This is a genomic window from Comamonas granuli NBRC 101663, assembly GCF_000739995.1.
Lineage (GTDB): Bacteria > Pseudomonadota > Gammaproteobacteria > Burkholderiales > Burkholderiaceae_C > Simplicispira > Simplicispira granuli.
The window spans coordinates 16,383-42,782 of the sequence record NZ_BBJX01000004.1 but is presented as its reverse complement, the minus strand read 5'-3'; the positions used below and the strand labels follow the sequence as shown (position 1 = coordinate 42,782).

The window sequence follows — 26,400 nt, the reverse complement described above, 5'->3', positions numbered from 1 at the left end:
CAAATCAGGGAGGGTTGGTCAGGGCACGGCGTCACCGCGTCGGCTCGGTGCCGCGGGCTTGCGGCTCGCGCATGCGCACGGCGCCGTCGATGCGCACGACCGATCCGTTCATCATCTGGTTTTCGATCACGGCCTTGGCCATGTGGGCAAACTCGGCCGGACGGCCCGGTCGGCACGGGAAAGGCACGTCGTCGATCAGCGTGCGGCGCGTATGGTCGGGAACGACCTCGTACATGCCGGTCTCGAACGTGCCCGGCGCCAGCGCCATGGCCCGGATGCCGTAGTACGCCAGCTCACGCGCCAGCGGCAAGGTCATGCTGGCCACGCCGGCCTTGGAGGCACCGTAGGCGGTCTGGGCGGACAGGGCCTCATAGGCCGCCACCGAAGCCGTGTTGATGATGACCCCGCGGTCTTCGCCGTCACGCACCGGGCCCGCCTGGGCCAATGCCTGGACGAACAACCGGATGGTGTTGAAGGTGCCCACGAGGTTGATGTCGATCACGCGGCGAAACAGCTCCATGGGCCGGGGCACGGCGCGCCCGGTGGCCTTGTCGATGCGGAACACGCGCGCCGGGCCCAGCACGCCGGCACAGTTGATCAGGATGCCTGGCGTGCCCAGCTCGCGCTCGATGGTGGCAAACGCGCGCTCCATGTCGCCGGCGTCGCTCACATCGCCCGCCAGCCGCAGCAGGCGCGGCGCCCCGCTCCGGACCTCGGCCTCGGCGGGTGCCAGGTCGATGGCCGCCACGCTGCACCCTTCGGCCAGCAGCATGTCGACACAGGCGCGGCCCAGTCCCGATGCGGCACCGGTCACCACGGCCACGGTTCCCTGCAATTTCATATGCGTCCTTCTTTCTTGCGGGAGGGCATCAGACGCGGGCCGGCATGCGCAGGCCCCCGTCCAGGCGCACCACCTCGCCATTGAGCATGGGATTGGCGACCATGGACAACACCAGTTGGGCAAACTCCTGCGGCTGGCCGGGGCGCTGCGGAAACGGCGGCACAGCGGCAAACACCACCTCGCGCGAGCGCTGCGGCAGGCCCAGCGTCATGGGCGTCTCGAACACGCCCGGCGCAATGCCCAGAACGCGGATGCCGTAGTTGCCCAGCTCGCGGGCCAGCGGCAGCACCATGCCCGCCGCGCCGCCCTTGGAGGCGGCATACGCGGCCTGGCCCATCTGGCCATCGAAGGCCGCAATCGAGGCGGTGTTGATGATCACGCCCGCCTCGGTGCCGGCCGGCAGGCCGGCGTCGCTGCGCGCGTTGATCATCTGGGGCACCGCGCAACGGATGCAGTTGATGGTGCCCAGCAGGTTCACGGCGACGACATGCTCGAACGCGGCCAGCGGCATGGCCCGGCCTTGCCGCACTACGTTGCCGGGCTCGGCGATGCCCGCGCAGTTGACCAGCACCGACACCGCTCCCACGGTGTCGTGCAGTTGCGCAAAGAGCTGCTCCACGGCCGCGTCCTGCGTGACGTCGGCCTGGTGGCCCTGCACCCCGTGCCCCAGCGACCGCGCTGCCGCGGCCACGGCCTGGGCATCGCGGTCCAGGATGACCACGCGCGCGCCCGCGGCCGCCAGGGCCGCCGCGCTGGCATAGCCCAGGCCCGAGGCACCGCCCGTGACCACGGCCACTCTGTCGTGCACGTTCATGACCGATCTCCCGGCATGCGATCTGCGTGGGGCTGGCGCATCAGAGCGGGCGCTCCATCTTGCAGGCGGTGGGCAGCACGGTCTTGTCGCCCGGCACCTTGGCCACGGTCTTCCAGCCCATGCCCAGACCCTCGGCGTCGTACTTCACGCCCTTGACCAGCTGGTTGATGTAGATCGGATGGCTGGCCTGGTGGTCCTGGGCGCGCATCTGGATGCGGCCAAACGGCGAGTCGTACTCCATGCCCTCCAGCGCCTTGGCGATCTTGACCAGGTCTTCGGCGTTACCGGTCTTCTCGATGGCCTTGGCCAGCATGTCCATCTGCACCAGGATCGAGGTGTAGTACAGGTCCTCGCCAAACTTGGCCTTGAAGTCGCGCTGGTACTTCTCCAGCTCCGGGGTCTTGTCCTCGACTGGTGCATTCGGATGCCAGGACGAGATCTGGAACACCGTGTTCTCACCGGCCGTGCCTATGGATGTGGGCACGCCGAACAGGCCTCCGTAGTACGTGATGTATTTGGTGCTCAGGCCCGACTCCTTGCTGGCACGCACCAGCAGCGCCAGGTCGTTGCCCCAGTTGCCGGTGAGCACCGTATCGGCGCCCGACTGCTTGATCTTGAGCACGTACGGCGAGAAATCCTTGATCTTGCCGAACGGGTGGAAGTCATCGCCCACGAACTGGATGTCAGGCCGTGCCTTGCCGATGATCGCCTTGGCATCGGCGCTGACCTCGTGACCAAAGCTGTAGTCCTGGTTGATCAGGTAGATCTTCTTGATATCGGGGTTCTTGGCCACGTACTCGGCCACGGCGTGCATCTTCATCTTCTGGTGCGCCTCGAAGCGGAAGAACCAGAAGCTGCACTTGGACTCGGTGAGGTCGGGCAGCGCCGAGCCGTAGTTCAGGAACAGCACGCGCGCATTGGGGTTGCGCTGGTTGTGCTTTTCCACGGCCGTGAGCAAGGAGCCGGCAATGCCCGAATTGCCCGCCTGCACCATGAAGTTGATCTTCTGGTCGATGGTGCTGGTCAACATGGCCACGGCCTTGTTGGAATCGCCGGCATTGTCCATCTGCACCACTTCGAGCTTGCGGCCCAGCACGCCACCGCGCTCGTTGATCAGGTGCGCTGCGTACAGCATGGTCTTGGCAACGGTGGCCCCCGTCGAGGCCGTCGGGCCCGAGAACGTGTCGATGTGGGCGATGCGGATGGGCGGCGCCGACTGCGCCGCAGCGGCCCATGCGGCGCAGGCCAAGACGGCGGCTATGCTGGTTGCACGAAAAATGCTCATGGATTCGTCTCCTGTGGTGACCCGCACCGGGCGGGTGTTTACCGATGATAAACTATAAGTTACTCTTTGGTAACTTGCGGTGAATCGTATGAGCGACAATGCACAGTGTCAACCGCACCATTGACACGTCGGCGACATGGCCGGCGCCTTCCCCATCCAACCACCCGCCTCCAAGTGAAGAACAAACCCGCCCGCTGGAACAATGCCCTTGCCGAAGTGCCCGACGCACGCGAGGTGCGCAAGCGCGCCCTGATCATGGCGGCCGGCCGGGTGTTTGGGACCAAGGGCTTTCACAACACCACGCTCGATGACATCGCCCAGGCGCTGTCGGTCACCAAGCCGGCGCTGTACCGCTATGTGGAGAACAAGCACGAGATCCTGTTCGAATGCCACCGCATGGCCGTGGCCATGGCCGAGGAGGCCATGGCCCAGGCGCAGCAAACGGCCACGGCGCCCCTGGCACGGCTGCGCGAATTCGTGGCGCTGTACATCCGCAAGATGACCAGCGAACTCGGGACCTGCGTCGTGCTGACCGAGTACTACTCGATGACACCCGAGCACACCGAAGCGATCCAACGGCGCCGCCGCGTGCTCGACAGCGAGCTGCGGGCCCTGGTGCAACAGGCCATGGACGAGGGCCAGATCGCCCCCTGCGACCCCAAGCTCGCGGTGTTTTTCTTCATGGGCGCCATCAACAACATCAACCGCTGGTTCACTGAAGACGGCCCGCTCGCCGGCGAGCAGATCGCCCAGGCCTTTGCCGACCACGCGATTGCCTGCCTGGCGCCGGTCCGCAAGCCGGGCCGAAAACCCGGATCCGAGCCATGTTGACGCCCGCTGTGCCTCCGCAAGGCACGACAGGGCGGGGAGGCATTCCCATGGCCCTGAAAAGAAAAGGGCCTAGATTTCTCTAGGCCCTTGGATGCATTGGATTGGTGTGGTGGGTGCTGACGGGGTCGAACCGCCGACCTACGCCTTGTAAGGGCGCCGCTCTACCGACTGAGCTAAGCACCCACGGTAAATCCGATGTCAGTTGATGGCGTCCTTGAGCGCCTTGCCGGGACGGAACTTGGGCACCTTGGCCGCCTTGATCTTGATCGCCGCGCCCGTGCGGGGGTTGCGGCCCGTGCGTGCCGCACGCTTGCCCACAGCGAAAGTACCGAAACCGACGAGCGACACCGTGCCGCCTTTCTTCAAGGTCTTCTTGACCGCCTCAATGGTGGACTCCAGTGCCCGCGCGGCTGCAGCCTTGGAGATGTCTGCATTGTTAGCAATGTGCTCGATCAATTCGGTTTTGTTCACAGGAGGCCTCTCGTATGTAGGTGTGGATTGTCTCTCGGTTGTGGGTGCACGACGCACAGCGCCGGTCAGGGGTGACAGGCTGGCCCCATGCACTTGGCACTGCCAGCGGCGATTAGAGCCATGGGCCCCCGGCGTGTCAATACAACACGAAGCATAGTCACAACGATGGAATCGATTCTAGACGGAATTGCATCCATGCAGGCCGGGAAACCGTGCTTTTTTGGCATGGTACAAACGCTTGGCAACAGTACGGATTGACAGCCCCGCGCCTGTGTGGCCCCGAAACATTACTTGGACACCCGCGCCCGGATCTCGGGCAGCGCCTTTTGCAGGTAGTACACCATGGACCAGACGGTGAGCACGGCAGCGAGCCAGATCAGCCAGGTGCCCCACACGCCGGTGTCGATCACGTCCAGGAGCCGCCCGTCGTAGAGCAGGAAGGGGATGGCCAGCATCTGCACGGTGGTCTTGACCTTGCCGAGCATGTGCACGGCCACGCTCTTGCTCGCGCCGATCTGCGCCATCCATTCGCGCAACGCGGAGATGGCGATTTCGCGGCCGATGATGATGAGGGCGACGAACACATCGGCGCGCTGCAGGTGCACCAGCACGAGCAGCGAAGCGCAGACGAGGAATTTGTCGGCCACCGGATCAAGGAAGGCGCCGAACGAGGACGTCTGGTTGAGCTTGCGCGCGAGGTAGCCGTCCAGCCAGTCGGTGGCCGCGAACACCACGAACATGACGGTGGCCACCAGGTTGCGCGTGGCCCCGTCCAGGGGCGCGTAGAACACCCCCACGATCAAGGGTATCGCGACGATGCGCGTCCACGTCATGAGGGTGGGAATGGTCCAGAACATGGCCGCGATTGTGTCATGGCACGGAGCACGCCGCCGCGCCGCACCGGGGTCTCAGCGCAGCGCGCGGTAGATTTCCTCGGCCAGCTCGCGCGAGATGCCCTCCACGCTGGCCAGATCCTGGACGCTGGCGTCCTGCACACCGCGCACGCCGCCGAAGCGCTGCAGCAGGCGGGCACGCTTTTTCGGGCCGATGCCGGGGATGTCCTCCAGGCGGCTGGCGCCCACGCGCACCTTGGCGCGCGCCGCGCGCATGCCGGTGATGGCAAAGCGGTGCGCCTCGTCGCGGATCTGCGCCACGAGCATGAGCGCCGCGGAGTCGCGGCCCAGGTAGACCTTCCCGCGCCCGTCGGCAAACACCAGCTCCTCGAGCCCGACCTTGCGCCCCTCGCCCTTCTCCACGCCGACGATGCGCGCGAGATCCAGCCCCAACTCGGCAAACACCGCGCGCGCCACGGCCACCTGGCCCTTGCCGCCGTCGATGAGCACGAGATCGGGCAGGCGGGCCCTGGGGGAGCCGGGCTCGGCGCCGCCCGCCTCGCGCTGCGCCTCGGCCACGGGGCGGTAGCGGCGCTCAAGCACCTGGCGCATGGCGGCGTAGTCGTCGCCCCCGGTGATGCCCTCGATGCGGTAGCGGCGGTATTCGCTGCTTTGCATCCGGTGCTGGCGGAACACCACGCAGGAGGCCTGCGTGGCCTCACCCGCGGTGTGCGAGATGTCGAAACACTCGATGGTGAGGCTGTCCAGATCCTCGGTCGGCAGGTCCAGCGCCTCGGCCAGTTGGCGCGTGCGCGCCTGCTGCGAGCCTTCCTCGGCCAGCAGGCGTGTCAATTGCAGGGCGGCATTCTGCTGCGCCATCTCCAGCCAGGTGCGCCGCTGCCCGCGCGGCTGGTGCACCGCCGTCACGCGCACGCCGGCCTGCTCCGACAGCGCCGCCAGCAGGGCCGCGTCCACCGGCTCGCTGGTCACCAGCACGCCCGGCACGGGCACGTTGAGGTAGTGCTGCGCCAGAAAGGCCGCGAGCACCTGCTGCTCGGCCGAGGGCTCCGCACCGCCGCCGCCCTCGGCGCTTTCGGCGCCCTCCTCGGCTGCGTAGACGCCCACGGCATCGTCCACCTGGACGGGGAAGTACGCGCGGTCGCCCAGGTGGCGCCCGCCGCGCACCATGGCCAGGTTCACGCAGGCGCGCCCACCCTGCACGCGCACGGCGAGGATGTCCACATCCTGGTCGGACGCGGTCTCCACGCTTTGCTGGTGCAGCACGCGCGCCAGGGCCTGGATCTGGTTGCGCAGCTCGGCCGCCTGCTCGTACTCCAGCCGCTCGGCGTGCGCCATCATGCGCGCCTCCAGCTCCTGCAAGAGCGCCTGCGTCTCGCCGCGCAGGAGCGCCTCGGCGTGCGCCACGTCCTGGGCATAGGCCTCTGGGGAGATGTAGCCCACGCAGGGCGCGGTGCAGCGCTTGATCTGGTAGAGCAGGCAGGGCCGCGTGCGGTGGGCGAACACCGTGTCCTCGCAGGTGCGCAGGCGGAACACCTTTTGCAGCAGCAGAATGGTCTCCTTCACCGCCCACGCGCTCGGGTAGGGACCGAAGTAGCGGTGGCGCTTGTCGATGCTGCCACGGTAGTAGGCGATGCGCGCAAAGCGCTGGCCCGGTGCGTCGCCCTGGCCGTCCTTGGCGGCGACGCCGGTGATCTTCAGGAAGGGGTAGCTCTTGTCGTCGCGAAACAGGATGTTGTACTTGGGCTGCTGCGACTTGATGAGGTTGTTCTCCAGCAGCAGCGCCTCGGCCTCGGAGCGCACCACGGTGGTCTCCAGCCGCGCAATCTTGCCCACCATGTGGCCGATGCGCGTGCCGCCATGCTGGCGCGTGAAATAGCTGGACACGCGCTTTTTCAGGTTGCGCGCCTTGCCCACGTAGAGCAGGACGCCGGCCGCATCGAAGTAGCGGTACACGCCGGGCAGCGCGGGCAGGGCCGCCACCTGCGCGAGCAGTTCGTCGGAATGGGCCTGGTTCATGGCGCTATTGTGCGCACGCCGAGCGGCTGCGGGGACAATGGCCGCCCATGACCCTGTCCGCTCCTCCCGCATCGCCCCCCGCTGCAGCACGCCAGTGGGACATCGTGTGCCGTGTGATCGACAACTTCGGCGACATCGGCGTGTGCTGGCGCCTGGCCGCCGAGCTGGCCCGGCGCGGGCAGCAGGTGCGCCTGTGGACGGACGACGCCTCGGCCCTGGCCTGGCTGGCGCCGCAGGGCTGCCCGGGCGTGCAGGTGCGCGCCTTCGGCGGCCTGCGCGCGGCGCACGAGCCGCCCACCGAGGTGCTGGTGGAGGCCTTCGGCTGCGACCCAGCTCCTGATTTCATAGCGCAATGCGCGCAGCACGCGAGCGCCACAGGGCAAAAATACGTCTGGATCAATCTCGAATACCTCAGCGCCGAGGGCTATGTGGAGCGCTGCCACGGCCTGCCCTCACCCGCCCACGGCAGCGGTGCGGCCGGTGATGCCAAATGCTTCTTCTACCCCGGCTTCACCCCCGCCACGGGCGGCCTGCTGCGCGAGCACGGCCTGCTGCAGCGCCAGGCCCGTTTCGATCGCGCCGCCTGGCGCCAGCGCCACGGCGCCGCCCCGGACCAGGGCGCGCAGGCGCGCTGGTTCTCGCTGTTCTGCTACGAGCCCCCGGCGCTGCCGGCGCTGCTCGCACAGTGCCGCACCCAGCCCACGCACTGGCTGGTGACGCCGGGGCGCGCCGCAGCCGCCACGCGCGCCGCCCTGCAGGCCGATCAAAGCCAAAATACCCTGCAGGGCGCATGGGACAAGCGCAAGCAGCTATCGATTTCATACCTCTCCTACCAACCGCAGGACGCTTTCGACGAAATGCTCTGGGCCTGCGACCTGAATTTCGTGCGCGGGGAGGATTCGCTCGTGCGTGCGCTGTGGGCCGGACAGCCGCTGGTCTGGCAGATCTACCCGCAGCACGACGACGCGCACCACGGCAAGCTGCACGCCTTTCTGGACTGGCTGCAGGCGCCCGCCGCGCTGCGCCAGTTTCACGCCGTCTGGAACGGGCTGGAGCAGGCCGCGCTGCCGCAGCTCGACGCCGGCCTGCTGGCCGAATGGGGGGCCTGCGTGCGGGCCGCGCGCACGCGCCTGCTGGCGCAGCCGGACCTGGTGACACAGCTCCTGAATTTCGTGCGCCAGAAAACAGAGTAAAATGCTGGGCTTTGCGCTCACTGGCCCCCCTGCATCGCTGCGGGGCGTCCCCCCGGAGCGCCCTCCCGCCGCGGAACATGCGCCGGCACAACAAGCCTTCGGGCTGCGGGCCTGCGTATCGAGCGGCCCAACTCCCCGGGAACTTCCTATGAAAATCGCTCAAGAAATCCGCGCCGGCAACGTCATCATGCACGGCAAAGACCCCATGGTCGTGCTCAAGACCGAATACTCGCGCGGTGGCCGCAACGCCGCCACCGTGCGCATGAAGCTCAAGAGCCTGATCGGCAACTTCGGCACCGAAGTGGTGTTCAAGGCCGACGACAAGATGGACCAGATCATCCTGGACAAGAAGGAGTGCAACTACTCCTACTTCGCCGACCCCATGTACGTGTGGATGGACCAGGAGTACAACCAGTACGAGGTCGAGGCCACCAATATGGGCGACGCGCTCAACTACCTGGAAGACGGCATGGCCGCCGAAGTGGTGTTCTACGAAGGCAAGGCCATCTCGGTCGAACTGCCCACCAGCGTGGAGCGTGAAATCACCTGGACGGAACCTGCCGTCAAGGGCGACACCTCCGGCAAGGTGATGAAGCCCGCCAAGATCGCCACCGGCTTCGAAGTGCCCGTGCCCCTGTTCGTGGACCAGGGCGACAAGATCGAAATCGACACGCGCACGGGCGAGTACCGCAAGCGCGTCTGAGCCTGCACGGCCCCGGCAGCAAAAAGGCTTCCTGCGGGAAGCCTTTTTGCTGGGCGCGTGCGGCGGCGGACCGCCGGACGTCAATTGAAAGCAATTTGGCCTGCAGCGCTTGCCAGGCAAGCGCCAGCAGCTATCAAATCAGTAGCATTCAACAGGGCTGCGCGATGAGGTCGTGGCCTTGGGCGGCGACGATCTCGGCATCGATGAAGTCGCCAACCTTGATGGTCTTGCTGGCCTTGGCCGGGGGCAGCAGGTGCACCACGCCGTCGATCTCGGGCGCATCGGCATAGCTGCGCCCGACGGCGCCCTTGCGGCCCTGGGCGGGGGCGCGGTCCACCAGGATTTGCATGGTGGCGCCCACACGCTCTTGCAGCTTGGCGGCCGACACCTCCTCGGCCACGGCCATGAAGCGCGCGCGGCGCTCCTCGCGCTCCTGCAGCGGCAGCATGCCGGGCAGCTGGTTGGCCGCAGCACCGGTCACGTCGCTGTAGGCAAAGCAGCCGGCGCGGTCGATCTGCGCCTCGCGCACAAAGTCAAGCAGGTGCTGGAATTCCTCTTCCGTCTCGCCCGGGAAACCGGCGATGAAGGTACTGCGGATCACCAATTCAGGGCACACCTCGCGCCAGCGCTGGATGCGCTCGAGGTTCTTCTCGCCGCTGGCCGGGCGCTTCATGCGGCGCAGCACGTCCGGGTGGCTGTGCTGGAAGGGCACGTCCAGGTAGGGCAGCACCAGGCCCTGGGCCATGAGGGGAATGATCTCGTCCACGCTGGGGTAGGGGTAGACATAGTGCAGGCGCACCCAGGCGCCGTAGGGCGCGGCCAGTTCGCCGAGCTGTTGCACCAGCTCCAGCGTGCGCGTCTTGACGGGCTTGCCGTCCCAGAAGCCGGTGCGGTATTTCACATCCACGCCATAGGCCGAGGTGTCCTGGCTGATGACGAGCAGCTCCTTCACCCCGCCCGCAAACAGCGCCCGCGCCTCGTTCAGCACGTCACCAATGGGGCGCGAGACCAGGTCGCCGCGCATCGAGGGGATGATGCAGAAGGTGCAGCGGTGGTTGCAGCCCTCGCTGATCTTGAGGTAGGCGTAGTGGCGCGGCGTGAGCTTGATGCCCGCCTCGCCGAAGGCGCCGGGCACCAGGTCGATGAAGGGGTCGTGCGGCTTGGGCAGGTGGCGGTGCACGGCGTCCATCACGTCCTGCGTGGCCTGCGGGCCGGTCACGGCGAGCACGCTGGGGTGCACCTGCTGCACGTAGTTGCCGCCGTCCCGGTCCGAGCGCGCGCCCAGACAGCCGGTGACGATGACCTTGCCGTTCTCGGCCAGGGCCTCGCCGATGGTGTCCAGGCTTTCCTTGACGGCGTCGTCGATGAAGCCACAGGTGTTGACGATGACCAGGTCCGCGCCCTCGAAGGTCTTGGCGGTCTGGTAGCCCTCGGCGCTCAGTTGCGTGAGGATGAGTTCGGAGTCGGTCAGGTTCTTGGGGCAGCCCAGGCTGACGAAACCGATCTTGGGGGTGGGGTTGGGGGAGAGTGCGTCGCTCATCCCCGTATTGTCCCCGTTCTGGCGTTCAGCGCTTGAGGCCGAAGGCGCCGAGCATTTGTTCGGCCTGCTTCTGCATCTGCTCCTGCATCTGCGTGAACAGGGCGCGCGACTGCTCGGCGTAGCCGCCCATCAGGCCCGCCGCCAGGGGCGACTGCGCTCCCATGAACTGTTTCCACATCTCGGGCGTCATGCCCTGGGCCTGCTCGGCCAGGCGCGCCTGCATGTCGGTGAACATCTGGACGTTCTTCTCCAGATAGCTGCCCATGAAGCCCTGCATGGCATGGCCATAGAAGCGGATGATGTTGGCCAGCACCGCCTCGGTGAACATGGGCGCGCCGCCGGCCTCTTCCTCCAGGATGATCTGCAGCAGGATGCTGCGCGTGATGTCCTCGCCCGTCTTGGCATCGCGCACGACCAGGTTCTCGCTCGCCATCACCAGTTGCTTGACCTCGGCCAGCGTGATGTAGGTGGAGGTCTGGGTGTCGTAGAGGCGCCGGTTCGGGTACTTCTTGATCACGCGCTGGGACGGCTGGTCAGCGGCGGCGGTGTGGGAATCTGGCACGGACGGGGCTCCTCGGGTCGGGCGGCGGGTGTTTTGCAGTGCAGCATATTCTAGGGGCGGCTCCCGCAACCCCGGGGCGAGGAATACCCTGAGCCGCCACGCGCGCGGGCATGCGCAGACGTGCTACCTTCCAGGGTCTTTCATCTTGACCGACGAGGATGGCGCGCGACATGACACCTGCTGCTGACTGGCTGGAGAACATCACCTACGACGAACTGCACGAGGGCCAGAGCGCGCGCCTGCTGCGCACGCTGAGCATGGCGGACATCCAGGCCTTTGCCGCCGTCTCGGGCGACACCAACCCCGCGCACCTGAGCAGCGACTTTGCCAACGACACACTGTTCCACGGCGTCATCGCCCACGGCATGTGGGGCGGCGCGCTGATCTCGGCGCTGCTGGGCACGCAGTTCCCCGGGCCGGGCACCATCTACGTCTCGCAGGACCTGCACTTCACGCGCCCGGTGCGCGTGGGCGACACGCTGACCGTGACGGCCACGGTGGTGCGCAAGCTGGCCGAACGCAAGCAGGTCGAACTCGACTGCCAGGCCGTCAACCAGAAGGGCGAGACCGTGCTGCACGGGCTGGCCCGGGTGCTGGCGCCCACCAAGAAAGTGCGCCTGCCGCGGCCGCACATGCCGCAGATCCAGCTCTTCGACCCTCAGGCGCGCCTGCGCGAGCTGCTCGCCCTCGGGCAGGGCCTGGCGCCTGCCCGCTGCGCCGTGGTCCACCCCTGCGATGCCGAGTCGCTGCGCGGCGCCATGGATGCGGCACACCATGGGCTGATCGTCCCCGTGCTGGTCGGCCCCGAGGCGCGCCTGCGTGCGCTGGCCGGGCAGGCCGGCATCGACCTGCACGGCGCCGAGATCGTGCCCGTGGAGCACAGCCACGCCGCCGCCGCCAAAGCCGCCGAGCTCGCCGCCCTGGGCCAGGTGGAGATGCTCATGAAGGGCAGCCTGCACACCGACGAACTCATGCAGGCCGTGCTCGCGCAGCCCACGCTGCGCACCGGGCGGCGCATGTCGCACGTGTTCCGCTTCGACGTGCCGCTCTACTCCAAGCCGCTGCTCATCACCGATGCGGCGCTCAACATCCGCCCCAGCCTGGCGGAAAAGGCCGACATCATCCGCAACGCCATCGACTTTGCACGCATCCTGGGCGTGCAGCAGCCGCGCGTGGCCATTCTCTCGGCGGTGGAGACCGTCAACCCCAGCATCCCCTCCACGCTGGACGCCGCGGCCCTGTGCAAGATGGCCGACCGCCAGCAGATCTGCGGCGGCGTGCTCGACGGGCCGCTCGCATTCGACAACGCCATCTCCCTGCAGGCGGCGCAGATCAAGGACATCAGCTCGCCGGTGGCGGGCCAGGCCGACATCCTGGCCGTGCCCGACCTGGAGAGCGGCAATATGCTGGCCAAGCAGCTCGAATACCTGGCCGGGGCCTCGGGCTCGGGCATCGTGCTGGGCGCGCGCGTGCCCATCGCGCTCACCAGCCGCGCCGACGGCCCGCAGGCGCGCGTGGCCTCGGCCCTGCTCGCCCGCCTGGTGGCCCAGCACGCGCGCAAGGCCGCGCCCGCCGCCGGCGCCAGCGCCTGAGGGAAGCCGCCATGGCCATTCTTGCCGTCAACGCGGGCTCGTCCACGCTCAAGTTCGCCGTGCACCCGCTGCAGGGTGCCACCGTGCACGACCCCGACCTCACGGGCAGCATCCAGGGCCTGGAGCCGGGGGGCGTCCCCTCCATGGCCTGGACCTGGCAAGGCCAGCGCCACACGCGCGCGCTGACCGACGACCCGGGCACGCCGTTCGACCGCGCGCTGCAGGCCCTGCACGCGCTGCTGGACGGGCTGCCCACCCTGCCGCGGCTGCGCGCCGTGGCCCACCGGGTAGTGCACGGCGGCCAGCGCTACCACGCCAGCGTGCGCGTGGACGCCACCGTGCTGGAGCAACTGGAGCGGCTCAACAGCCTGGCGCCGCTCCACCAGCCGCACAACCTGGCGGGCATACGCGCCTTCATGGCGTCGTTTCCCGACCTGCCGCAGGTGGCCTGCTTCGACACCGCCTTTCACGCGACCATCGCGCCCGCGGAGGCGCAATACGCCCTGCCCCAGGCGCTCACGGCGCAGGGCGTGCGGCGCTACGGCTTCCATGGCCTGTCGTACCAGTTCATCATGGCTACGCTGCTGGCGCGCAGCGCGCGCGCGCGCGGCCGCACGCTCATGGCCCACCTGGGCAACGGCGCCAGCCTGTGCGCCGCGCTGGACGGGCGCAGCCAGGCGACGACCATGGGGTTCTCGGCGCTGGACGGGCTGGTGATGGGCACGCGCTGCGGCGCCATCGACCCCGGCGTGCTGCTCTACCTGCTGGAGCAGGGCTGGGACCATGACCGCATCCAGGCCCTGCTGTACCGCCAGAGCGGGCTGCTGGGCGTCTCGGGCATTGCGGCGGACATGCGCACCCTGCGCGCCAGCCCGGCGCCCGCGGCGCAGTTCGCCATCGACCTGTTCACGCGCCGCGTGGTGCGCGGGGCGGGCGAGTTGAGTGCCTGCATCGGCGGCCTGGATGTGCTGGCCTTCAGCGGCGGCATCGGTGAAAACGACAGCCTGCTGCGCGCCCAGGTGGCCGAGCGCCTGGCCTATCTGGGCGTGCGCGTGGATGCCGCGCTGAATGCGCAGGCGGTGCACGGCCGCCATGCGCAGGCCATCCACGCACGCGACAGCACCGTGGAAGTGTGGGTCGTCCCCACCGATGAAGGCCGCGTGGCAGCCGCCGAGGCCGCCGCACTGGTGCTGGGCTGAGCGCCTGCGGCCCCCGCGGCCACCGGCTCAGCGGCGGCGGAAGGGTGCCGCGCCGCCGCTGGTGCGGTTCTCGATATGGCGGAAAGTGATGCGCCCCTTGTTGAGGTCGTAGGGCGACATTTCGAGCGTCACACGGTCGCCGGCAAGAACCTTGATGCGGTGCTTGCGCATCTTGCCGCCGGTGTAGGCGATGAGCTGGTGGCCGTTTTCAAGCACCACGCGGTAACGGGCGTCGGGAAGGACTTCGTCGACTTTCCCTTGCATTTCAATCAGGTCTTCTTTGGCCACGGTTCTCCTTGGTCGGTGGTGGGGAAAAATCAGCCGAGCTGGTTCTGCAGCACCATGCTGCGGCCTTCAGCCAGGGCGTATTGCGTTGCCTGCACATCGCTGGCAAAGCGCGGAATGAACTTGAAAATGCGGTCATACACGCCGCGGCGGATGGACACGGCCGCGGCAAACAGGCCGTGTTCCGTGGATTGGGTGAGCGGCGTGACGAGGTAGTGGCCCACGCGCTCAGCGTTTTGTTCTTGGTGCATTGGATAGCGAATGGTGCGCACAGGAGCGCCGGCCATCGGGGAAATAGGGAAAAGCCCAACAGACACAGCCGTTGGCGTAGCGCCAGCCCGGAAATGAAGGTGAGGGACTGGCAGGAAAGGTGACGGACCAGCTGGCAGCAACGCCAGCGGCACCAGGGAAAACCGCCCAACCCAAGGCGGTTCGACTGTCACGGCAACAGGGATGGACCCCGGGAATTCCCTGTTTGCCTGGAGGCTGGTTACTTCCAGAGGGAAAATGGTAGGCGCGATTGGACTCGAACCAACGACCCCCACCATGTCAAGGTGGTGCTCTAACCAGCTGAGCTACGCGCCTGTGTTTGTTCGAGAAACAAGATTATAGCAAGAAACTGGGCCGCTTCCGGGCAGCGGCCCCAAATTCTTGCCGATCAGCGCCGGCGCGCCGAGCGCACGCCCGGCACCTTGGCCACGGCAGCCAGCACCTTGCCCAAGCGACCCGAGTCGGCCACCTCGGCGGTGAAGGTCATCCATGCCGTCCCCTTGACCGACTGCGTCTGCACGCCGATGACGTTGACCTTCTCCTTGGCAAACACCTCGGAGATGTCGCGCAGCAGGCCCTGGCGGTCGGCTGACTCGATGGACACATCCACCGGGTACACCGGACTGGCCGCCTCCTTGGGCCGGCCCCATTCCACGTCGATCACGCGCTCGGCATTGCGCGCCGCCAGCTCCCGGAAGTTGCTGCAATTGGCCCGGTGGATGCTCACGCCCTTGCCGCGCGTGACGAAGCCGCGGATGTCGTCGGGCGGCGCGGGCTTGCAGCACTTGGCCAATTGCGTCATGAGGGAGTCGACGCCCACCACCAGCACGCCGCCCTTGGGCGACTGGCCTGCACTGCGCGCCTTCTTCAGGGGCACGTACTCCTCGGCGGCAGGCGCCGCCTCGGCGGGGCGCAGCAGGTTTTCGATGTTGCGCAGCGAAAACTCGTCCTTGCCCACGACCTCAAACAGCGCATCGGCCGACTTGAAGCCGAGCTGGCCCGCCAGGTCATCCAGGCGCATGGCCGTCCTGCCCTCGCGCTGCAGGAGCTTTTCCACCGCCTCGCGGCCGCGGGCGATGGTCTCGTGCTGCACCTGGGCGTTGAACCAGGCGCGCACCTTGGCGCGCGCGCGGTGGCTGCAGAGGTAGCCCAAGTCGGCGTTGAGCCAGTCGCGCGAGGGACCGCCCTCCTTGGCGGTGGTGATCTCCACGGTCTGGCCGTTCTGCAGCGGGGTGTTGAGCGGCACCATGGCGCCATCGACGCGCGCCCCGCGGCAGCGGTGGCCCACGTCGGTGTGCACCGTGTAGGCAAAGTCCACGGGCGTGGCGCCTTTGGGCAGCTCGACGATGGAGGCCTGCGGCGTGAGCACGTAGATGCGGTCGTCGAACAGCCCGGCGTACTGCGGGGCATTGGAGAGGTCGCGCTCCCAGGCCAGGAGCTGGCGCAGCACGGCGATCTTGGCGTCGTACTCGCCGCTGGCCGAGACGCCCGCATAGCCCTTGCTGCCGGCCTCCTTGTAGGCCCAGTGCGCGGCGACGCCGTGCTCGGCGTGGTCGTGCATGGCCTGGGTGCGGATCTGGATTTCCACGGGCCGGCCCGAGGCGTCGCGCACGATGGTGTGCAGCGACTGGTAGCCGTTGGGCTTGGGCTTGGCGATGTAGTCGTCCAGCTCTTCCATGAGCGGCGTGAAGTGCGAATGCACCCAGCTCAGCACCGAATAGCAGTCCTTGACCGTGGGGACGATGACGCGCAGCGCGCGCACGTCGAACACCTGGTCGAACTGCAGCGACTTGCCGCGCATTTTCTTGACGATGCTGTAGATGTGCTTGGGCCGCCCGCTGACCGTGGCGCTGATGCCCTGTGCGCGCAGTTGCTCCTGCACATATTCGCGCAACTGGGCAATGCCCTGCTCGCGCCCGACGCGCTTCTCGTCGAGCAGGCGCGCGACCTCCTTGTACGTCTCGGGCTCCAGGAAGCGGAAGGACAGGTCCTCCATCTCCCACTTGATCTGCCAGATGCCCAGGCGGTTGGCCAGCGGGGCAAAGGCGTGCAGCGATTCGCGCGCCAGCCCGGGGGGCACGGGCTTCTTGGTCGCGGCGTAGTAGCGCAGCGTCTGCAGGCGCGAGGCCAGGCGCAGCATGATCACGCGCAGATCGCGCGAGAAGGCCAGCAGCATCTTGCGCACGGTTTCGGTCTGCGCGGCGGCGTCGTCCACCTGCTGGTGCGAGGCCTGGGCCATGCGCGCCTGGTACTGCACGCGCATGAGCTGCGTGGTCTGCACGGCCAGGGTGGCGAAGTTCTCGCCGAACACCTTGGCGATGACCTCCTGCGGCTTGTTCAGGTGCACGCAGGCATGCACCAGGTAGCTGGCGGCCTGCATGGCCTCGGAGCCGCCGATGGATTTGAGGATGGCGGCCACGGCATCGGCGTGGGCCAGGGTGTTCTCGCCCGAGTCGAGCTGCTCGTCCGCGATCAGCGGCTCGGCAAACGCGCGCGCGCGCTCCAGCGCCTGCTGCTGCCCGGGCGGTGCGTGCTGGGTGGCTGCGATCACCTGGGGCACGGGGGCGCGGCCCGGCGCCTGCGCCGTGCTGGCGGTCTGCTCTGCGCTGGCGCCCTTCATGCCACCGCCCCGCCGATTTCGCCCCGCAGAAAGCGGCAGACCGCCGCCACCTGGTCGGGGGCCACCAGCGTGGGCGCATGGCCTACGCCGTCAAACTCCACAAGCTGCGCGCGCGGCCCGCGCACGGTCATGGCCTGTGCCGTCCCGGGCGCCAGCAGGTCGGAGGCCGCGCCGCGCAGCAGCAGGGTGCGCGCGGTGATCTGGTCATAGAGCTGCCACAGCAGGGTCTCGCCGGCCTGCGCCGCCTCTGGCGTCAAGGCATGGAAGGGCACGGCGATGCCGGGGTCGTAGTGCAGGCCATAGCCCCCACCCGGCAGGGCGCGCAGCATGGGGCGCGAGAGCGCCAGCCACTGTGCGGGCGTGTGCGGACCGAAGGTGGTCGAGAGGCTCCAGAGCGCGTCGGCCGCCTCCTGCTCGGTGGCGAAATGCATAGGCTGGCCCAGGTACTGGCCGATGCGCTGCAGCGCCTGCCACTCGATGGCCGGCCCGACATCGTTGAGCACCAGGCGGCGCACGGGCACGGGCAGGGGCAGCCCCGGCTGGCCGCACAGCGCCATGCCGATGAGGCCACCCATGCTGGTGCCCACCCAGTCGATGGTCTGCAGCGGCGCCTGCTGGTGCAGGTGCTGCAGCAGGGCCAGCATGTCGGCCGCATACTGGCCGACCTGGTAGCCCATGGGGTCGGCCAGCCAGTCGCTGTGGCCACGGCCCACCACGTCGGGGCACACCACGCGCACCTCCTGGCACAGCGCGCGCGCCAGGGTGTCGAAGTCGCGCCCCTGGCGCGAGAGGCCGTGCACGCACACGACCACGTGCGGGTGCTGGGGGTTGCCCGTGGCGTTCCACTCCCACCAGGCCATACGATGCTGCGCCGCGGCGGGGCGGCCATCGCGCGCGGCGGCCGCTCCGGGGCAGAATACGTAGTTCAGCCTAGGTTCTATCATGGATGCCCCTGCGAATCGCTTGTTCGATAATTCCGCAAGCATCGTAATTCATCCGGAGAACTCATCCATGCTCACAGGCAAGACGGCCCTCGTCACCGGTTCCACCAGCGGCATCGGGCTGGGCATCGCCAAGGCCCTGGCCCAACAGGGCGCCCATGTCGTCCTCAACGGTTTCGGTGACGCCCAGGGCCCATGCGCCGAGGTGCGCGCCGCCGCCGCACAGGCGGGGCACGACGTGCGCGTCGAACACCACGGCGCCGACATGTCGCGCAGCGCCGACATCGCCGACATGATGGCCTTTGCCGCCGGTCCGAACGGCCGCGTGGACATCCTCGTGAACAACGCCGGCATTCAGCATGTGGCCAGCATCGAGGACTTCCCGGCCGAGCGCTGGGACGCCATCATCGCCATCAACCTCACCAGCGCCTTCCACACCACGCGTCTGGCCCTGCCCGCCATGCGCGCGGCCAACTGGGGGCGCATCATCAACGTGGCCTCGGTGCACGGCCTCGTGGCCTCGGTGCAGAAGTCGGCCTATGTGGCCGCCAAGCACGGCATCGTGGGTCTGACCAAGGTCACGGCCCTGGAGACCGCCACCACCGGCATCACCTGCAATGCCATCTGCCCGGGCTGGGTGCTCACGCCCCTGGTGCAAAAGCAGGTGGACGCCAAGGCCGCCGCCCTGGGCATCTCCAACGAGGAGGCCAAGAAGGTGCTGCTGGGCGAGAAGGAGCCCTCCATGCAGTTCACCACGCCGGAGGAGCTGGCGGGCCTGGCCGTGTTCTTCTGCTCCAGCGCCGCCAACAATGTGCGCGGCGTGGCCTGGAACATGGACGGCGGCTGGACCGCGCAATAAAGCTACGATCTTGATAGCACTTGGCGCTTGCCAGTCAAGCGCTCAGTGCTGTTTTCACTGCATCTGCACCGAGCCGGACACCGACACCTCGACGGTGCTTTTCCCTGGCTCCACGTCCAGGGGCGCATCCGCCATGGCCTTGGCCTGCATGGCCATCACGCGCGGCGGGGGCATGCCCCCGCCGCCGTGGCTGGACACCGCCACCTCGCGCAACAGGTAGCTGCCAAAACCGAAGGCCCGGGTGATTTCGCCCGCCCGGGCCTTGAACGCCGCGATGGCCTGGGCACGCGCCTCGCCTTCGGCGCGCTCGCGCTCGCCGCGCGAGAGGCCGAACCCCAGGTTCGCAATGGCCATGCCGCTGATGCGCGCTGCGGTGGCGGTGATGCGGCCGAAGTCACGCCCCTGCAGCACCAGCTCGGCGCGTCCCTGCCAGCCGGCGATCTCGCCATTCTTGCCGTGGCGCGGGTACAGGCTGAACTGGCCCGTGCGCACCTCCATGTGCGGCGCCTCGGCCTGGCGGCGCGCCACCTGCAAGGCGGCATCCACCACCTGGCGCAGCTGCGCCTGCACGGCGGCAGCGTCCTTGCCATCGGCCTGGGTGCCCAGGGTGAGCACGAGCTGGTCCTGCTGCACCTCCACGGCCCCCGCGGCCGACAACTGCACCACATTGCGCGGCTCCTGCGCCTGCAGATTTTGACAAAAAGTGGCGCTAGCGCTTACCAATAAAGCGCAAGCAGCTATTGATTTTGTAGCAATTTTCATGGTGGTGACTTTCAGGGCCCATGGGTGCCATGGATGGATCGGCCCCTTAGTCTAGAGCCTGCACACACCGCGCGCCCGCCCCGGCGCCGGGAATGCGCAGCCGCCTGGCTGCATCCAATGGTCCGACCCACCGCAAAAGGAGCCCCCATGGCCAGCGTTTCCACCCGATTGCTCGCCCGCCAGGAAGTCGCCCAAGGCACCCTGGCCTTCCATCTGGCAAAACCCGCCGGCTTCGACTTCAAGCCCGGCCAGGCGTTTGAAATCCTCCTGCCCGCAGCCCCAGCCGGCAGCAGCGGCCAGGACGCGGGCCACGCCTTCTCCATCGTCAGCGCGCCGCACGAGCACGACCTGGTCTTCGCCACCCGCATGCGCGACAGCGCCTACAAGCGCGCATTGGGCGCCCTGGAGATCGGCGCGCCGCTGGAGATCGACGGTCCCTTTGGCTCGCTGACCCTGCACAGGAAAGCCGAGCGCGCCGGCGTGCTGATCGCCGGCGGCATTGGCATCACACCGTTCATCAGCATGATCCGCCACGCCGTGCACAGCCGGTCGCCGCAGGCCCTGGCGCTGGTGTATTCCAACCGCCGGCCCGAGGACACGGCCTTTCTGGCGGAGTTGCAGGCGCACGCCAGGGCTCTGCCGCACTTCACGCTGCACGCCACCATGACAGACATGGCGCATTCCAGCCACACCTGGGACGGCGCCACCGACATGGTCGATGCCGCCTTTGTGCAGCGCGCAACCCAAGGCCTGCCGGCACCCATCTACTACGTCAGCGGCCCGCCGGAACTGGTGCAGGCCATGCGCCAGACCCTGGCCCAGGCCGGGGTGGACGAAGACGATGTGCGCAGCGAAGAGTTTTTCGGCTACTGACCGCCATGCCCGCCAGCACACACCGCAGCCCGGTGCCCCTCTCCGGCGCCACACCCGAGCCGGAGCTCATCGCCCGCGCGGCGACAGGCGATGCGAAGGCCTTTGAGGCCATCATGCGTCGCCACAACCAGCTCTTGTATCGCACCGCGCGCAGCATCTTGCGGAGCGACCACGAGGCCGAAGACGCACTGCAGGAGGCCTACCTGCGCGCCTGGCAGGCGCTGGCGGGCTTTCGTGCCGACGCCCAGCTGTCGACCTGGCTGGTGCGCATCGTGGCCAACGAGGCACTGGGACGCCTGCGCCGCAGGAGCGCCGAAGTCATCCCCCTGGAGGCTGCCATGGCTGCACCCGACCCCGACATCCAGGCCGCCCTGGTGGCCGCGCCCCAGCAGGCACCGGAACACCAGGCACAGCGCGCCCAGTTGCGCGGCATCCTGGAGTCGCGCATCGACCTGCTGCCGGACGCGTTTCGCACCGTCTTCGTGCTGCGCGCCGTGCAAGAGATGGAAGTCGCCGAGGTGGCGCAGGCCCTGGGCATCCCCGAGTCGACGGTGCGCACGCGGTTCTTCCGCGCCCGCAGCCTGCTGCGCGAGGGCCTGGCCAGCGCCATCGACATGACCCTGCCCGACGCCTATGCCTTTGACGGCGCACGCTGCGACCGCATCGTTGCCGGGGTGCTGGCGCGTGCCGGCACGCTGGGGCGCTAGGGCAGCCCCCCTCCCCCCGCGGCACGCCGGTGCGTGCCGGCGGTGCATCTTGCGCCGCACCCTTTCGCCATCCACCCTGGAGAAAACCCCATGCCCCCACCCATTGCCACGGCCGAGCCGCCGGCCTGCAGCAGCGTGACCGCCCGCATGCGCGCATCCGACCGCATACGCTATCGCCTGATCCAGACGGGACAGCGCTACTTCGCCAACGACAACATTGCCGACTTCATCAACGACGGCGAGCTGCAGGAACTGCACACCGAAGTCGAGACAAAGATGCGCGAAGTGCTGCAGGCGCTGGTGATCGACACGGACAACGACCACAACACCCGCGAGACCGCACGGCGCGTGGCCAAGATGTTTGTGAGCGAGGTCTTTGCAGGCCGCTACGAGAGCGCCCCTGCCGCCACGGCGTTTCCCAATGTGGCGCAGCTCAACGAGCTGGTGGTGGTCGGGCCGATCAAGGTGCGCAGCGCCTGCTCGCACCACCTGTGCCCCATCCTGGGCCAGGTGTGGATCGGCATCCTGCCCAGCGCGCAGTCCGACCTCATCGGCCTGTCCAAGTACGCCCGCCTGTGCCACTGGATCATGAGCCGCCCGCAAATCCAGGAAGAAGCCGTGGTGATGTTGGCCGATGCGCTGCAAGAGCGCGTGCAGCCCGACGGGCTGGCCGTGGTGATGGAGGCCCGCCATTTCTGCATGCACTGGCGCGGGGTGAAGGACGACGGCGCCGTGATGAAAAGCTCCGTCATGCGCGGCGCATTCCTGTCCAACGAAGCCCTGCGGCGCGAATTCCTGGGCCTGATGGGTCACGGGCACTGAGCCGGCGCAGCAGACGCGCCACGAAATGCTTGCAGGGGCAAAACTTGTAACCGATGGTCAGGTACCCGGCAAACCGCTGTTTTTGGCCGGCAAATTGGTAACAATGACCGCTGTTACAAATTGGACCGAGGATGACCATGCCTACGCCACCCACCGCCCGCCCCCCCAAGATCCTGGTCGTGGATGATGATGCCCGCATCCGTGACCTGCTGCGCCGCTACCTCACGCAGGAAGGCCTGGAGGTGATTCTTGCGGAAGACGGCAAAGCGCTCAACCGCACCTTGCAGCGCGACGCCATCGACCTCATCGTGCTCGACCTCATGATGCCGGGCGAGGATGGGCTGTCGATCTGCCGGCGCCTGCGCGCGGCCAACGACCGCACGCCCATCGTGATGCTCACCGCCAAGGGCGAGGACGTGGACCGCATCGTGGGCCTGGAGGTCGGCGCCGACGACTACCTGGGCAAGCCCTTCAACCCGCGCGAGCTGCTCGCGCGCATCAACGCCGTACTGCGCCGCCGCCCGCCGCAGGAGGCGCCGGGCGCGCCCTCGGGCGAGAACGAGGTCGTCACCTTCGGCCCCTTCACCTTCGACCTGGGCACACGTGTGCTGCAAAAGGGCAGCGACGAGCTGCCGCTGACCACGGGCGAGTTCGCCATGCTCAAGGCCCTGGTACGCCACCCGCGCCAGCCGCTGTCGCGCGAGAAACTCGCACTGCTGGCGCGCGGGCGCGAGTTCGAACCCTTTGACCGCAGCCTGGACGTGCAGGTCTCGCGCCTGCGCAAGCTCATCGAGGAAGACGCCGCCTCGCCGCGCTATATCCAGACCGTCTGGGGCGTGGGCTATGTGTTCGTGCCCGACGGGACGAGCTGAGCACGCCACACCACCGCCGGGACGCCACGCCGATGCCCCACGCCTCCTCGCACAGCCACGAAGCCAGCAGCCCCGTACCGCTCGAGCCCTCCGAGCGGCGCAGCGAGCGGCGCACGCGCGTCGGCCTCAACCTCTTCTGGCGCACTTTCTTCCTGCTCGGTCTGCTGCTGCTGGGCAGCATCCTGGCCTGGCTGCAGACGCTGCGCGCCCTGGAGCTGGAGCCGCGCACGCTGCACACGGCCCAGCAAGTGGCCTCACTGGTCAACCTCAGCCGGGCCGCGCTGCAAGCGGCAGACGGCATCGCGCGCGTCTCGCTGATCAAGACCATGGCGGACCAGGAGGGCGTGCGCATCATTCCGCGCGAACCGGGCGACCAGTACGAGCCCATCGAACCCACGGCCCTGGGCCTGCGCCTGACGGAGCAGCTCACCCAGCGCCTGGGGCCCGACACCATCGTGGCACGCAGCGTGAACGGGGAAAAAGGCATCTGGGTGGGCTTCTCCATCAACGGCGACCCCAACTGGCTGCTCATGGACCGCTCGCGCTTCAGCCCGGCCGGCGGCAAGACCTGGCTGATCTGGCTGGCGACCGCCGGGGCGCTGTCGCTGGCGGGCGCGGCCGTGATTGCACGGCTGATCAACCAGCCGCTCAAGCAGCTCTCCTACGCGGCCAACCGCGTGCGCGACGGTGACTTTGCCGCCAGCCACCTCGACGAGGAAGCCGTCACCAGCGAGATCCGCGAGGTCAACATCGGCTTCAACCGCATGGCGCAAAAACTCGCCAAGCTGGAGCAGGACCGCGCCGTCATGCTCGCCGGCATCTCGCACGACCTGCGCACGCCCCTGGCGCGCCTGCGCCTGGAGACCGAGATGAGCGTGGACGACGAAGTCGCGCGCGAACACATGGTGGCCGACATCGTGCAGCTCGACGCCACCATCGACAAGTTCCTCGACTACGCCCGGCCCGACAACGTCACGCTCACGCCGGTGAACCTGCACGCGGTCGTCTCCTCCTGCGTCTACGCCGTGCAAAACCACCGCGAACTGCAGATCACCATGCAGATCCCGGACGACCTGAACGTGCTGGCCGACGAGATCGAGCTGGCGCGCGTGATCTCCAACCTGCTGGAGAACGCCCGGCGCTACGGCAAGGACCCGGACACCGGCATCACCCAGGTGGAGATCACCGCCAAGGGGCGGGAGGATTGGGTGCTGGTCAAGCTGCGCGACCACGGCACGGGCGTGCCGCCCGAACAGTTGGCCAACCTGACCAAACCCTTCTTCCGCGGCGATGCGGCGCGCACCGCCGCCGCTGGTGCCGGGCTGGGCCTGTCCATCGTGGACAAGACCATCCAGCGCATGGGCGGCATTTTTGCCCTGTCCAACGCCAGCTCGGGCGGGCTGGTGGCGCATGTGCAGCTGCAGCGCACCAGCGACCAGCCTGCTGGCACCGACCTGCAGCAGCGCCTGATGCGCCCCCCGGTCAAGCGGCAGGCCCCGGCGCAGGCGACCTGAGGCGACAGAGCGCCGCATCCCACAGGCGGCCAGCAGACGCGCACCGCAGCGCGGTGCACAGACCGCTGGGAATGCTCCGTACTCTCCCAGCCGCGCCCGCCCTGGCCCTGTCACCTCGGGGACCAGAGCAGGCGCCTGCCGGGTCAGCTCCCCAGCGGCCAGCTCCGCCAGGAACCTGGGTAGCGATTATTGAGTCGCGTCACCGCATCCCGCAAAAATTCCACAGGATTTTGTCCGATGAAGGCAGGAACATCGCTTGCAGGGATGCGAGTACGATTATTTTGGTAATCGTAGACATCCAGTTCCATCTTCGGATCAATGTGGATGGCGAATGATTGATTCGTATCCACAGCCCGGTCCTTGTATTTGGCGCACATCAGCCAGCTCGAGCCGCCGTTGATAAAGCACCGGTACAGTCCCTTTCCAGGAATCACGTTCCAGACCGAACTCAGCGGCGCACCCTCCATGAATATGCTGGGCCGATCTTCAAATCCCCCTCCCACCGGCAAGATGCACGCCAGGCGCATTCTGCTGGGATCATCCAGGCTGTAGCAAAGCTCCTTACGGCCATCGTCATTGATGTCCACCAGGTCATTTTCATGCGCCGGGAATATTCCACCAACGGCCAGCATATCAAACCAAGGCTGCAGATTCTCCGGCGCCACCTCCACCTGCTGAGCCATGGCGCTGCTCACGGCGCTGCTGCAATCCGTACGCTCCAGCGGATAGCAAAGACCCCAGGCCTGCTCCAGCGCCTGCAGATTCTGTGCGATCACGTTCTCAACACCCAGCAGCACCCGCGCCTGCTTTTCCGCCATGACCGAGCCACGGTTGCCCAGAATGGGGATGCCACGGATGCCATCGATCTTGGAACGCAAGGCAAACTGCTTGGCGAATTGATCGAGCAATTGCTTTTGCAGAGGTTTGCCGCGCAAGTTCGGCTGGCTCGGAAGAACGAGGTCGGTCCAGGGCCGTACGCTGTAGTCCACCGTGGAGATCATGCGATCGAGCGCGCTGCCTGCCAGCACGTGGCCCTGACCGTCCCTGAACTGCTTGGGAAAGTCGTTGCTGACATACGCCTCGATGGAATCCATGAATTCCAGGCATTTCTTGACATCGGACATGCTGCAGGATGCGGCACTGGCACCGTTCAGAACCCGGTTCAACTGGGTCACGTCACCCCCCACCTGAATCGCCGACACACTGACCGAAACGCCCTGGGTGGATATGCTCTGAGCCGTTTTCAGCGCTGAAGATACCGAGAACAAGCCTGAGGAAACCTTCATCTTCGCTTCAAAGGTCTGCTTTTCACTCCTCGACTTGAAATGGAATTTCATCGCCGCATACAGGCTTGCCCCGCGGGAAATGCCATGGACAAAAGAGTCGCCACAATATTCACGCCACTCCACCGGATTGACCGCTGCCAACAGCGGATTGACGATGTAATCGGGTCCGACCTGCCGCTCTTTGAAACTGATCGCGCCGCCAAACACATAGGCGGCGGAAAAATCGTCGGTTTCTGTCGCGCGATAAAAACTGGTCGAGGCACTGACGATGGAATAAGAAGCCTTGACATCCACGCCAATCGACCGTGCGATTTTGGTGCGATCGCTTTCAAGCGCCATGGACAGTGTGGCCGACGACGAACCCACGTCTGCCCAGTCCGACCCTTCCTGCGGCCTGATGCAGTACATCGGCTTGATGCTGCGGCCCACCGAGTCATAACCTTGCCCGACGTCACCGGACGTTCCCAGCGCTCCCAGTCCATTGCCCCCGCCGGTCCCCGCGGGCGCATCGTCACCGCCGCCGCAGCCCGCCAGCACCAGGCATATGGCGCCCAGCGAAAGGCTGATTTCTTTTCGAATAGGCCTCATAATCCCTCTTTTCCATTTGATTGAATTAAAATCCATCTCATTTGCCAATTTGCCTCTCCAAATGAGCAGCAATGATTCTGGTTAATAAACGTAACTCGTC

25 protein-coding genes and 2 tRNA genes are annotated in these 26,400 nt (G+C 67.3%); 11 read left to right on the top strand and 16 right to left on the bottom strand.

Annotated elements, in window-relative coordinates; translation table 11 throughout:
• Positions 1 to 31: 31 nt before the first annotated feature.
• From CGR01S_RS03575 to CGR01S_RS03565, 3 genes are read right to left on the bottom strand one after another with little or no spacing between them, the layout of a single operon-like run.
• Positions 32 to 841, bottom strand: a complete 810-nt coding sequence (locus CGR01S_RS03575) for an SDR family NAD(P)-dependent oxidoreductase (protein ID WP_042422491.1) — start codon at positions 839 to 841, stop codon at positions 32 to 34.
• A 28-nt stretch (positions 842 to 869) separates the two neighbouring features.
• Positions 870 to 1,655 (bottom strand): SDR family NAD(P)-dependent oxidoreductase, encoded by a 786-nt coding sequence (locus CGR01S_RS03570; protein ID WP_042422489.1) that lies wholly within the window; start codon positions 1,653 to 1,655, stop codon positions 870 to 872.
• Between the two features lie 40 nt (positions 1,656 to 1,695).
• Positions 1,696 to 2,940: a branched-chain amino acid ABC transporter substrate-binding protein gene (locus CGR01S_RS03565; RefSeq protein WP_042422487.1), complete on the bottom strand. Its 1,245-nt coding sequence runs from the start codon at positions 2,938 to 2,940 to the stop codon at positions 1,696 to 1,698.
• A 174-nt stretch (positions 2,941 to 3,114) separates the two neighbouring features.
• Between CGR01S_RS03565 and CGR01S_RS03560 the strand changes: the two genes are divergently transcribed.
• Complete coding sequence (locus tag CGR01S_RS03560) at positions 3,115 to 3,771, top strand: TetR/AcrR family transcriptional regulator (RefSeq protein WP_052382490.1); 657 nt, start codon at positions 3,115 to 3,117, stop codon at positions 3,769 to 3,771.
• A gap of 107 nt (positions 3,772 to 3,878) precedes the next feature.
• Here CGR01S_RS03560 and CGR01S_RS03555 read toward each other — a convergent pair.
• The 4 genes from CGR01S_RS03555 to uvrC form a co-directional block, all read right to left on the bottom strand.
• Positions 3,879 to 3,954: transfer RNA gene (locus CGR01S_RS03555), tRNA-Val, on the bottom strand.
• 15 nt (positions 3,955 to 3,969) lie between these two features.
• Positions 3,970 to 4,242 carry an HU family DNA-binding protein gene (locus CGR01S_RS03550; protein ID WP_042422486.1) on the bottom strand — a complete coding sequence of 91 codons (273 nt, stop codon included), beginning with the start codon at positions 4,240 to 4,242 and terminating at the stop codon, positions 3,970 to 3,972.
• A gap of 287 nt (positions 4,243 to 4,529) precedes the next feature.
• Positions 4,530 to 5,099, bottom strand: coding sequence for a CDP-diacylglycerol--glycerol-3-phosphate 3-phosphatidyltransferase (gene pgsA / locus CGR01S_RS03545; RefSeq protein ID WP_042422485.1), 570 nt, complete (start codon positions 5,097 to 5,099; stop codon positions 4,530 to 4,532).
• Between the two features lie 51 nt (positions 5,100 to 5,150).
• Positions 5,151 to 7,112, bottom strand: a complete 1,962-nt coding sequence (gene uvrC / locus CGR01S_RS03540; protein WP_042422484.1) for an excinuclease ABC subunit UvrC — start codon at positions 7,110 to 7,112, stop codon at positions 5,151 to 5,153.
• 47 nt (positions 7,113 to 7,159) lie between these two features.
• Here uvrC and earP point away from each other — a divergent pair, with 47 nt between their 5' ends.
• Positions 7,160 to 8,305 carry an elongation factor P maturation arginine rhamnosyltransferase EarP gene (earP, locus tag CGR01S_RS03535; RefSeq protein ID WP_042422482.1) on the top strand — a complete coding sequence of 382 codons (1,146 nt, stop codon included), beginning with the start codon at positions 7,160 to 7,162 and terminating at the stop codon, positions 8,303 to 8,305.
• A 148-nt stretch (positions 8,306 to 8,453) separates the two neighbouring features.
• Positions 8,454 to 9,008, top strand: coding sequence for an elongation factor P (gene efp / locus CGR01S_RS03530; protein ID WP_042422480.1), 555 nt, complete (start codon positions 8,454 to 8,456; stop codon positions 9,006 to 9,008).
• A 148-nt stretch (positions 9,009 to 9,156) separates the two neighbouring features.
• Here efp and rimO read toward each other — a convergent pair whose 3' ends face one another.
• Together rimO and phaR are read right to left on the bottom strand one after the other, a co-directional pair.
• Positions 9,157 to 10,548: a 30S ribosomal protein S12 methylthiotransferase RimO gene (gene rimO / locus CGR01S_RS03525; protein ID WP_042422479.1), complete on the bottom strand. Its 1,392-nt coding sequence runs from the start codon at positions 10,546 to 10,548 to the stop codon at positions 9,157 to 9,159.
• Positions 10,549 to 10,573: 25 nt separating this feature from the next.
• Complete coding sequence (gene phaR / locus CGR01S_RS03520) at positions 10,574 to 11,110, bottom strand: polyhydroxyalkanoate synthesis repressor PhaR (protein ID WP_042422476.1); 537 nt, start codon at positions 11,108 to 11,110, stop codon at positions 10,574 to 10,576.
• A 170-nt stretch (positions 11,111 to 11,280) separates the two neighbouring features.
• Here phaR and CGR01S_RS03515 point away from each other — a divergent pair, with 170 nt between their 5' ends.
• The gene (locus tag CGR01S_RS03515; protein ID WP_084690570.1) at positions 11,281 to 12,702 is read left to right on the top strand and encodes a bifunctional enoyl-CoA hydratase/phosphate acetyltransferase; all 1,422 of its coding nucleotides are present in this window, start codon (positions 11,281 to 11,283) and stop codon (positions 12,700 to 12,702) included.
• 11 nt (positions 12,703 to 12,713) lie between these two features.
• A complete protein-coding gene (locus CGR01S_RS03510; RefSeq protein ID WP_042422472.1) occupies positions 12,714 to 13,901 on the top strand; it encodes an acetate/propionate family kinase in 1,188 nt (395 codons plus the stop codon).
• A 27-nt stretch (positions 13,902 to 13,928) separates the two neighbouring features.
• Here the strand turns inward: CGR01S_RS03510 and infA are convergent, their stop codons facing one another.
• The 5 genes from infA to CGR01S_RS03485 all read right to left on the bottom strand — a co-directional run bounded on the left by infA (position 13,929) and on the right by CGR01S_RS03485 (position 18,020).
• Positions 13,929 to 14,189: a translation initiation factor IF-1 gene (gene infA / locus CGR01S_RS03505; protein WP_042422470.1), complete on the bottom strand. Its 261-nt coding sequence runs from the start codon at positions 14,187 to 14,189 to the stop codon at positions 13,929 to 13,931.
• A gap of 29 nt (positions 14,190 to 14,218) precedes the next feature.
• Positions 14,219 to 14,437, bottom strand: a complete 219-nt coding sequence (locus CGR01S_RS03500; protein WP_042422469.1) for a hypothetical protein — start codon at positions 14,435 to 14,437, stop codon at positions 14,219 to 14,221.
• A gap of 257 nt (positions 14,438 to 14,694) precedes the next feature.
• Positions 14,695 to 14,771 (bottom strand) — tRNA-Val (locus tag CGR01S_RS03495).
• A gap of 73 nt (positions 14,772 to 14,844) precedes the next feature.
• A complete protein-coding gene (locus CGR01S_RS03490; protein ID WP_042422467.1) occupies positions 14,845 to 17,076 on the bottom strand; it encodes a RelA/SpoT family protein in 2,232 nt (743 codons plus the stop codon).
• The gene (locus tag CGR01S_RS03485; RefSeq protein WP_042422464.1) at positions 17,073 to 18,020 is read right to left on the bottom strand and encodes an alpha/beta fold hydrolase; all 948 of its coding nucleotides are present in this window, start codon (positions 18,018 to 18,020) and stop codon (positions 17,073 to 17,075) included. The genes CGR01S_RS03490 and CGR01S_RS03485 overlap by 4 nt, the downstream gene beginning before the upstream one ends.
• A 67-nt stretch (positions 18,021 to 18,087) precedes the next feature.
• Between CGR01S_RS03485 and CGR01S_RS03480 the strand changes: the two genes are divergently transcribed.
• Positions 18,088 to 18,876 carry a 3-hydroxybutyrate dehydrogenase gene (locus CGR01S_RS03480; protein WP_042422462.1) on the top strand — a complete coding sequence of 263 codons (789 nt, stop codon included), beginning with the start codon at positions 18,088 to 18,090 and terminating at the stop codon, positions 18,874 to 18,876.
• A gap of 54 nt (positions 18,877 to 18,930) precedes the next feature.
• Here the strand turns inward: CGR01S_RS03480 and CGR01S_RS03475 are convergent, their stop codons facing one another.
• Complete coding sequence (locus CGR01S_RS03475) at positions 18,931 to 19,638, bottom strand: SIMPL domain-containing protein (protein ID WP_042422460.1); 708 nt, start codon at positions 19,636 to 19,638, stop codon at positions 18,931 to 18,933.
• Between the two features lie 147 nt (positions 19,639 to 19,785).
• Between CGR01S_RS03475 and CGR01S_RS03470 the strand changes: the two genes are divergently transcribed.
• The 5 genes from CGR01S_RS03470 (at position 19,786) to CGR01S_RS03450 (ending at position 24,426) form a co-directional block, all read left to right on the top strand.
• A complete protein-coding gene (locus CGR01S_RS03470) occupies positions 19,786 to 20,511 on the top strand; it encodes a ferredoxin--NADP reductase (RefSeq protein WP_042422458.1) in 726 nt (241 codons plus the stop codon).
• Between the two features lie 5 nt (positions 20,512 to 20,516).
• Positions 20,517 to 21,218 carry an RNA polymerase sigma factor gene (locus CGR01S_RS03465; RefSeq protein WP_042422456.1) on the top strand — a complete coding sequence of 234 codons (702 nt, stop codon included), beginning with the start codon at positions 20,517 to 20,519 and terminating at the stop codon, positions 21,216 to 21,218.
• A 90-nt stretch (positions 21,219 to 21,308) separates the two neighbouring features.
• Positions 21,309 to 22,040: a GTP cyclohydrolase I gene (folE, locus tag CGR01S_RS03460; protein WP_042422455.1), complete on the top strand. Its 732-nt coding sequence runs from the start codon at positions 21,309 to 21,311 to the stop codon at positions 22,038 to 22,040.
• Positions 22,041 to 22,177: 137 nt separating this feature from the next.
• Positions 22,178 to 22,912, top strand: coding sequence for an osmolarity response regulator transcription factor OmpR (ompR, locus tag CGR01S_RS03455; protein WP_042423393.1), 735 nt, complete (start codon positions 22,178 to 22,180; stop codon positions 22,910 to 22,912).
• Between the two features lie 32 nt (positions 22,913 to 22,944).
• A complete protein-coding gene (locus CGR01S_RS03450; protein ID WP_042422454.1) occupies positions 22,945 to 24,426 on the top strand; it encodes a sensor histidine kinase family protein in 1,482 nt (493 codons plus the stop codon).
• A gap of 143 nt (positions 24,427 to 24,569) precedes the next feature.
• Here CGR01S_RS03450 and CGR01S_RS03445 read toward each other — a convergent pair whose 3' ends face one another.
• Positions 24,570 to 26,348 carry a hypothetical protein gene (locus CGR01S_RS03445; protein ID WP_156967496.1) on the bottom strand — a complete coding sequence of 593 codons (1,779 nt, stop codon included), beginning with the start codon at positions 26,346 to 26,348 and terminating at the stop codon, positions 24,570 to 24,572.
• Between the last annotated feature and the right edge of the window lie 52 nt (positions 26,349 to 26,400).

Coding starts and splice junctions, on each gene's coding strand:
- CGR01S_RS03510 (WP_042422472.1), top strand. CDS start 12,714: ATGGCCATTCTTGCCGTCAACGCGGGCTCGTCCACGCTCAAGTTCGCC.
- CGR01S_RS03480 (WP_042422462.1), top strand. CDS start 18,088: ATGCTCACAGGCAAGACGGCCCTCGTCACCGGTTCCACCAGCGGCATC.
- CGR01S_RS03485 (WP_042422464.1), bottom strand. CDS start 18,020: ATGATAGAACCTAGGCTGAACTACGTATTCTGCCCCGGAGCGGCCGCC.
- CGR01S_RS03515 (WP_084690570.1), top strand. CDS start 11,281: ATGACACCTGCTGCTGACTGGCTGGAGAACATCACCTACGACGAACTG.
- CGR01S_RS03500 (WP_042422469.1), bottom strand. CDS start 14,437: ATGCACCAAGAACAAAACGCTGAGCGCGTGGGCCACTACCTCGTCACG.
- CGR01S_RS03570 (WP_042422489.1), bottom strand. CDS start 1,655: ATGAACGTGCACGACAGAGTGGCCGTGGTCACGGGCGGTGCCTCGGGC.
- CGR01S_RS03475 (WP_042422460.1), bottom strand. CDS start 19,638: ATGAAAATTGCTACAAAATCAATAGCTGCTTGCGCTTTATTGGTAAGC.
- earP (WP_042422482.1), top strand. CDS start 7,160: ATGACCCTGTCCGCTCCTCCCGCATCGCCCCCCGCTGCAGCACGCCAG.
- CGR01S_RS03565 (WP_042422487.1), bottom strand. CDS start 2,940: ATGAGCATTTTTCGTGCAACCAGCATAGCCGCCGTCTTGGCCTGCGCC.
- CGR01S_RS03450 (WP_042422454.1), top strand. CDS start 22,945: ATGCCCCACGCCTCCTCGCACAGCCACGAAGCCAGCAGCCCCGTACCG.
- pgsA (WP_042422485.1), bottom strand. CDS start 5,099: ATGTTCTGGACCATTCCCACCCTCATGACGTGGACGCGCATCGTCGCG.
- folE (WP_042422455.1), top strand. CDS start 21,309: ATGCCCCCACCCATTGCCACGGCCGAGCCGCCGGCCTGCAGCAGCGTG.
- uvrC (WP_042422484.1), bottom strand. CDS start 7,112: ATGAACCAGGCCCATTCCGACGAACTGCTCGCGCAGGTGGCGGCCCTG.
- CGR01S_RS03470 (WP_042422458.1), top strand. CDS start 19,786: ATGGCCAGCGTTTCCACCCGATTGCTCGCCCGCCAGGAAGTCGCCCAA.
- rimO (WP_042422479.1), bottom strand. CDS start 10,548: ATGAGCGACGCACTCTCCCCCAACCCCACCCCCAAGATCGGTTTCGTC.
- ompR (WP_042423393.1), top strand. CDS start 22,178: ATGCCTACGCCACCCACCGCCCGCCCCCCCAAGATCCTGGTCGTGGAT.
- CGR01S_RS03490 (WP_042422467.1), bottom strand. CDS start 17,076: ATGAAGGGCGCCAGCGCAGAGCAGACCGCCAGCACGGCGCAGGCGCCG.
- CGR01S_RS03465 (WP_042422456.1), top strand. CDS start 20,517: ATGCCCGCCAGCACACACCGCAGCCCGGTGCCCCTCTCCGGCGCCACA.
- efp (WP_042422480.1), top strand. CDS start 8,454: ATGAAAATCGCTCAAGAAATCCGCGCCGGCAACGTCATCATGCACGGC.
- CGR01S_RS03575 (WP_042422491.1), bottom strand. CDS start 841: ATGAAATTGCAGGGAACCGTGGCCGTGGTGACCGGTGCCGCATCGGGA.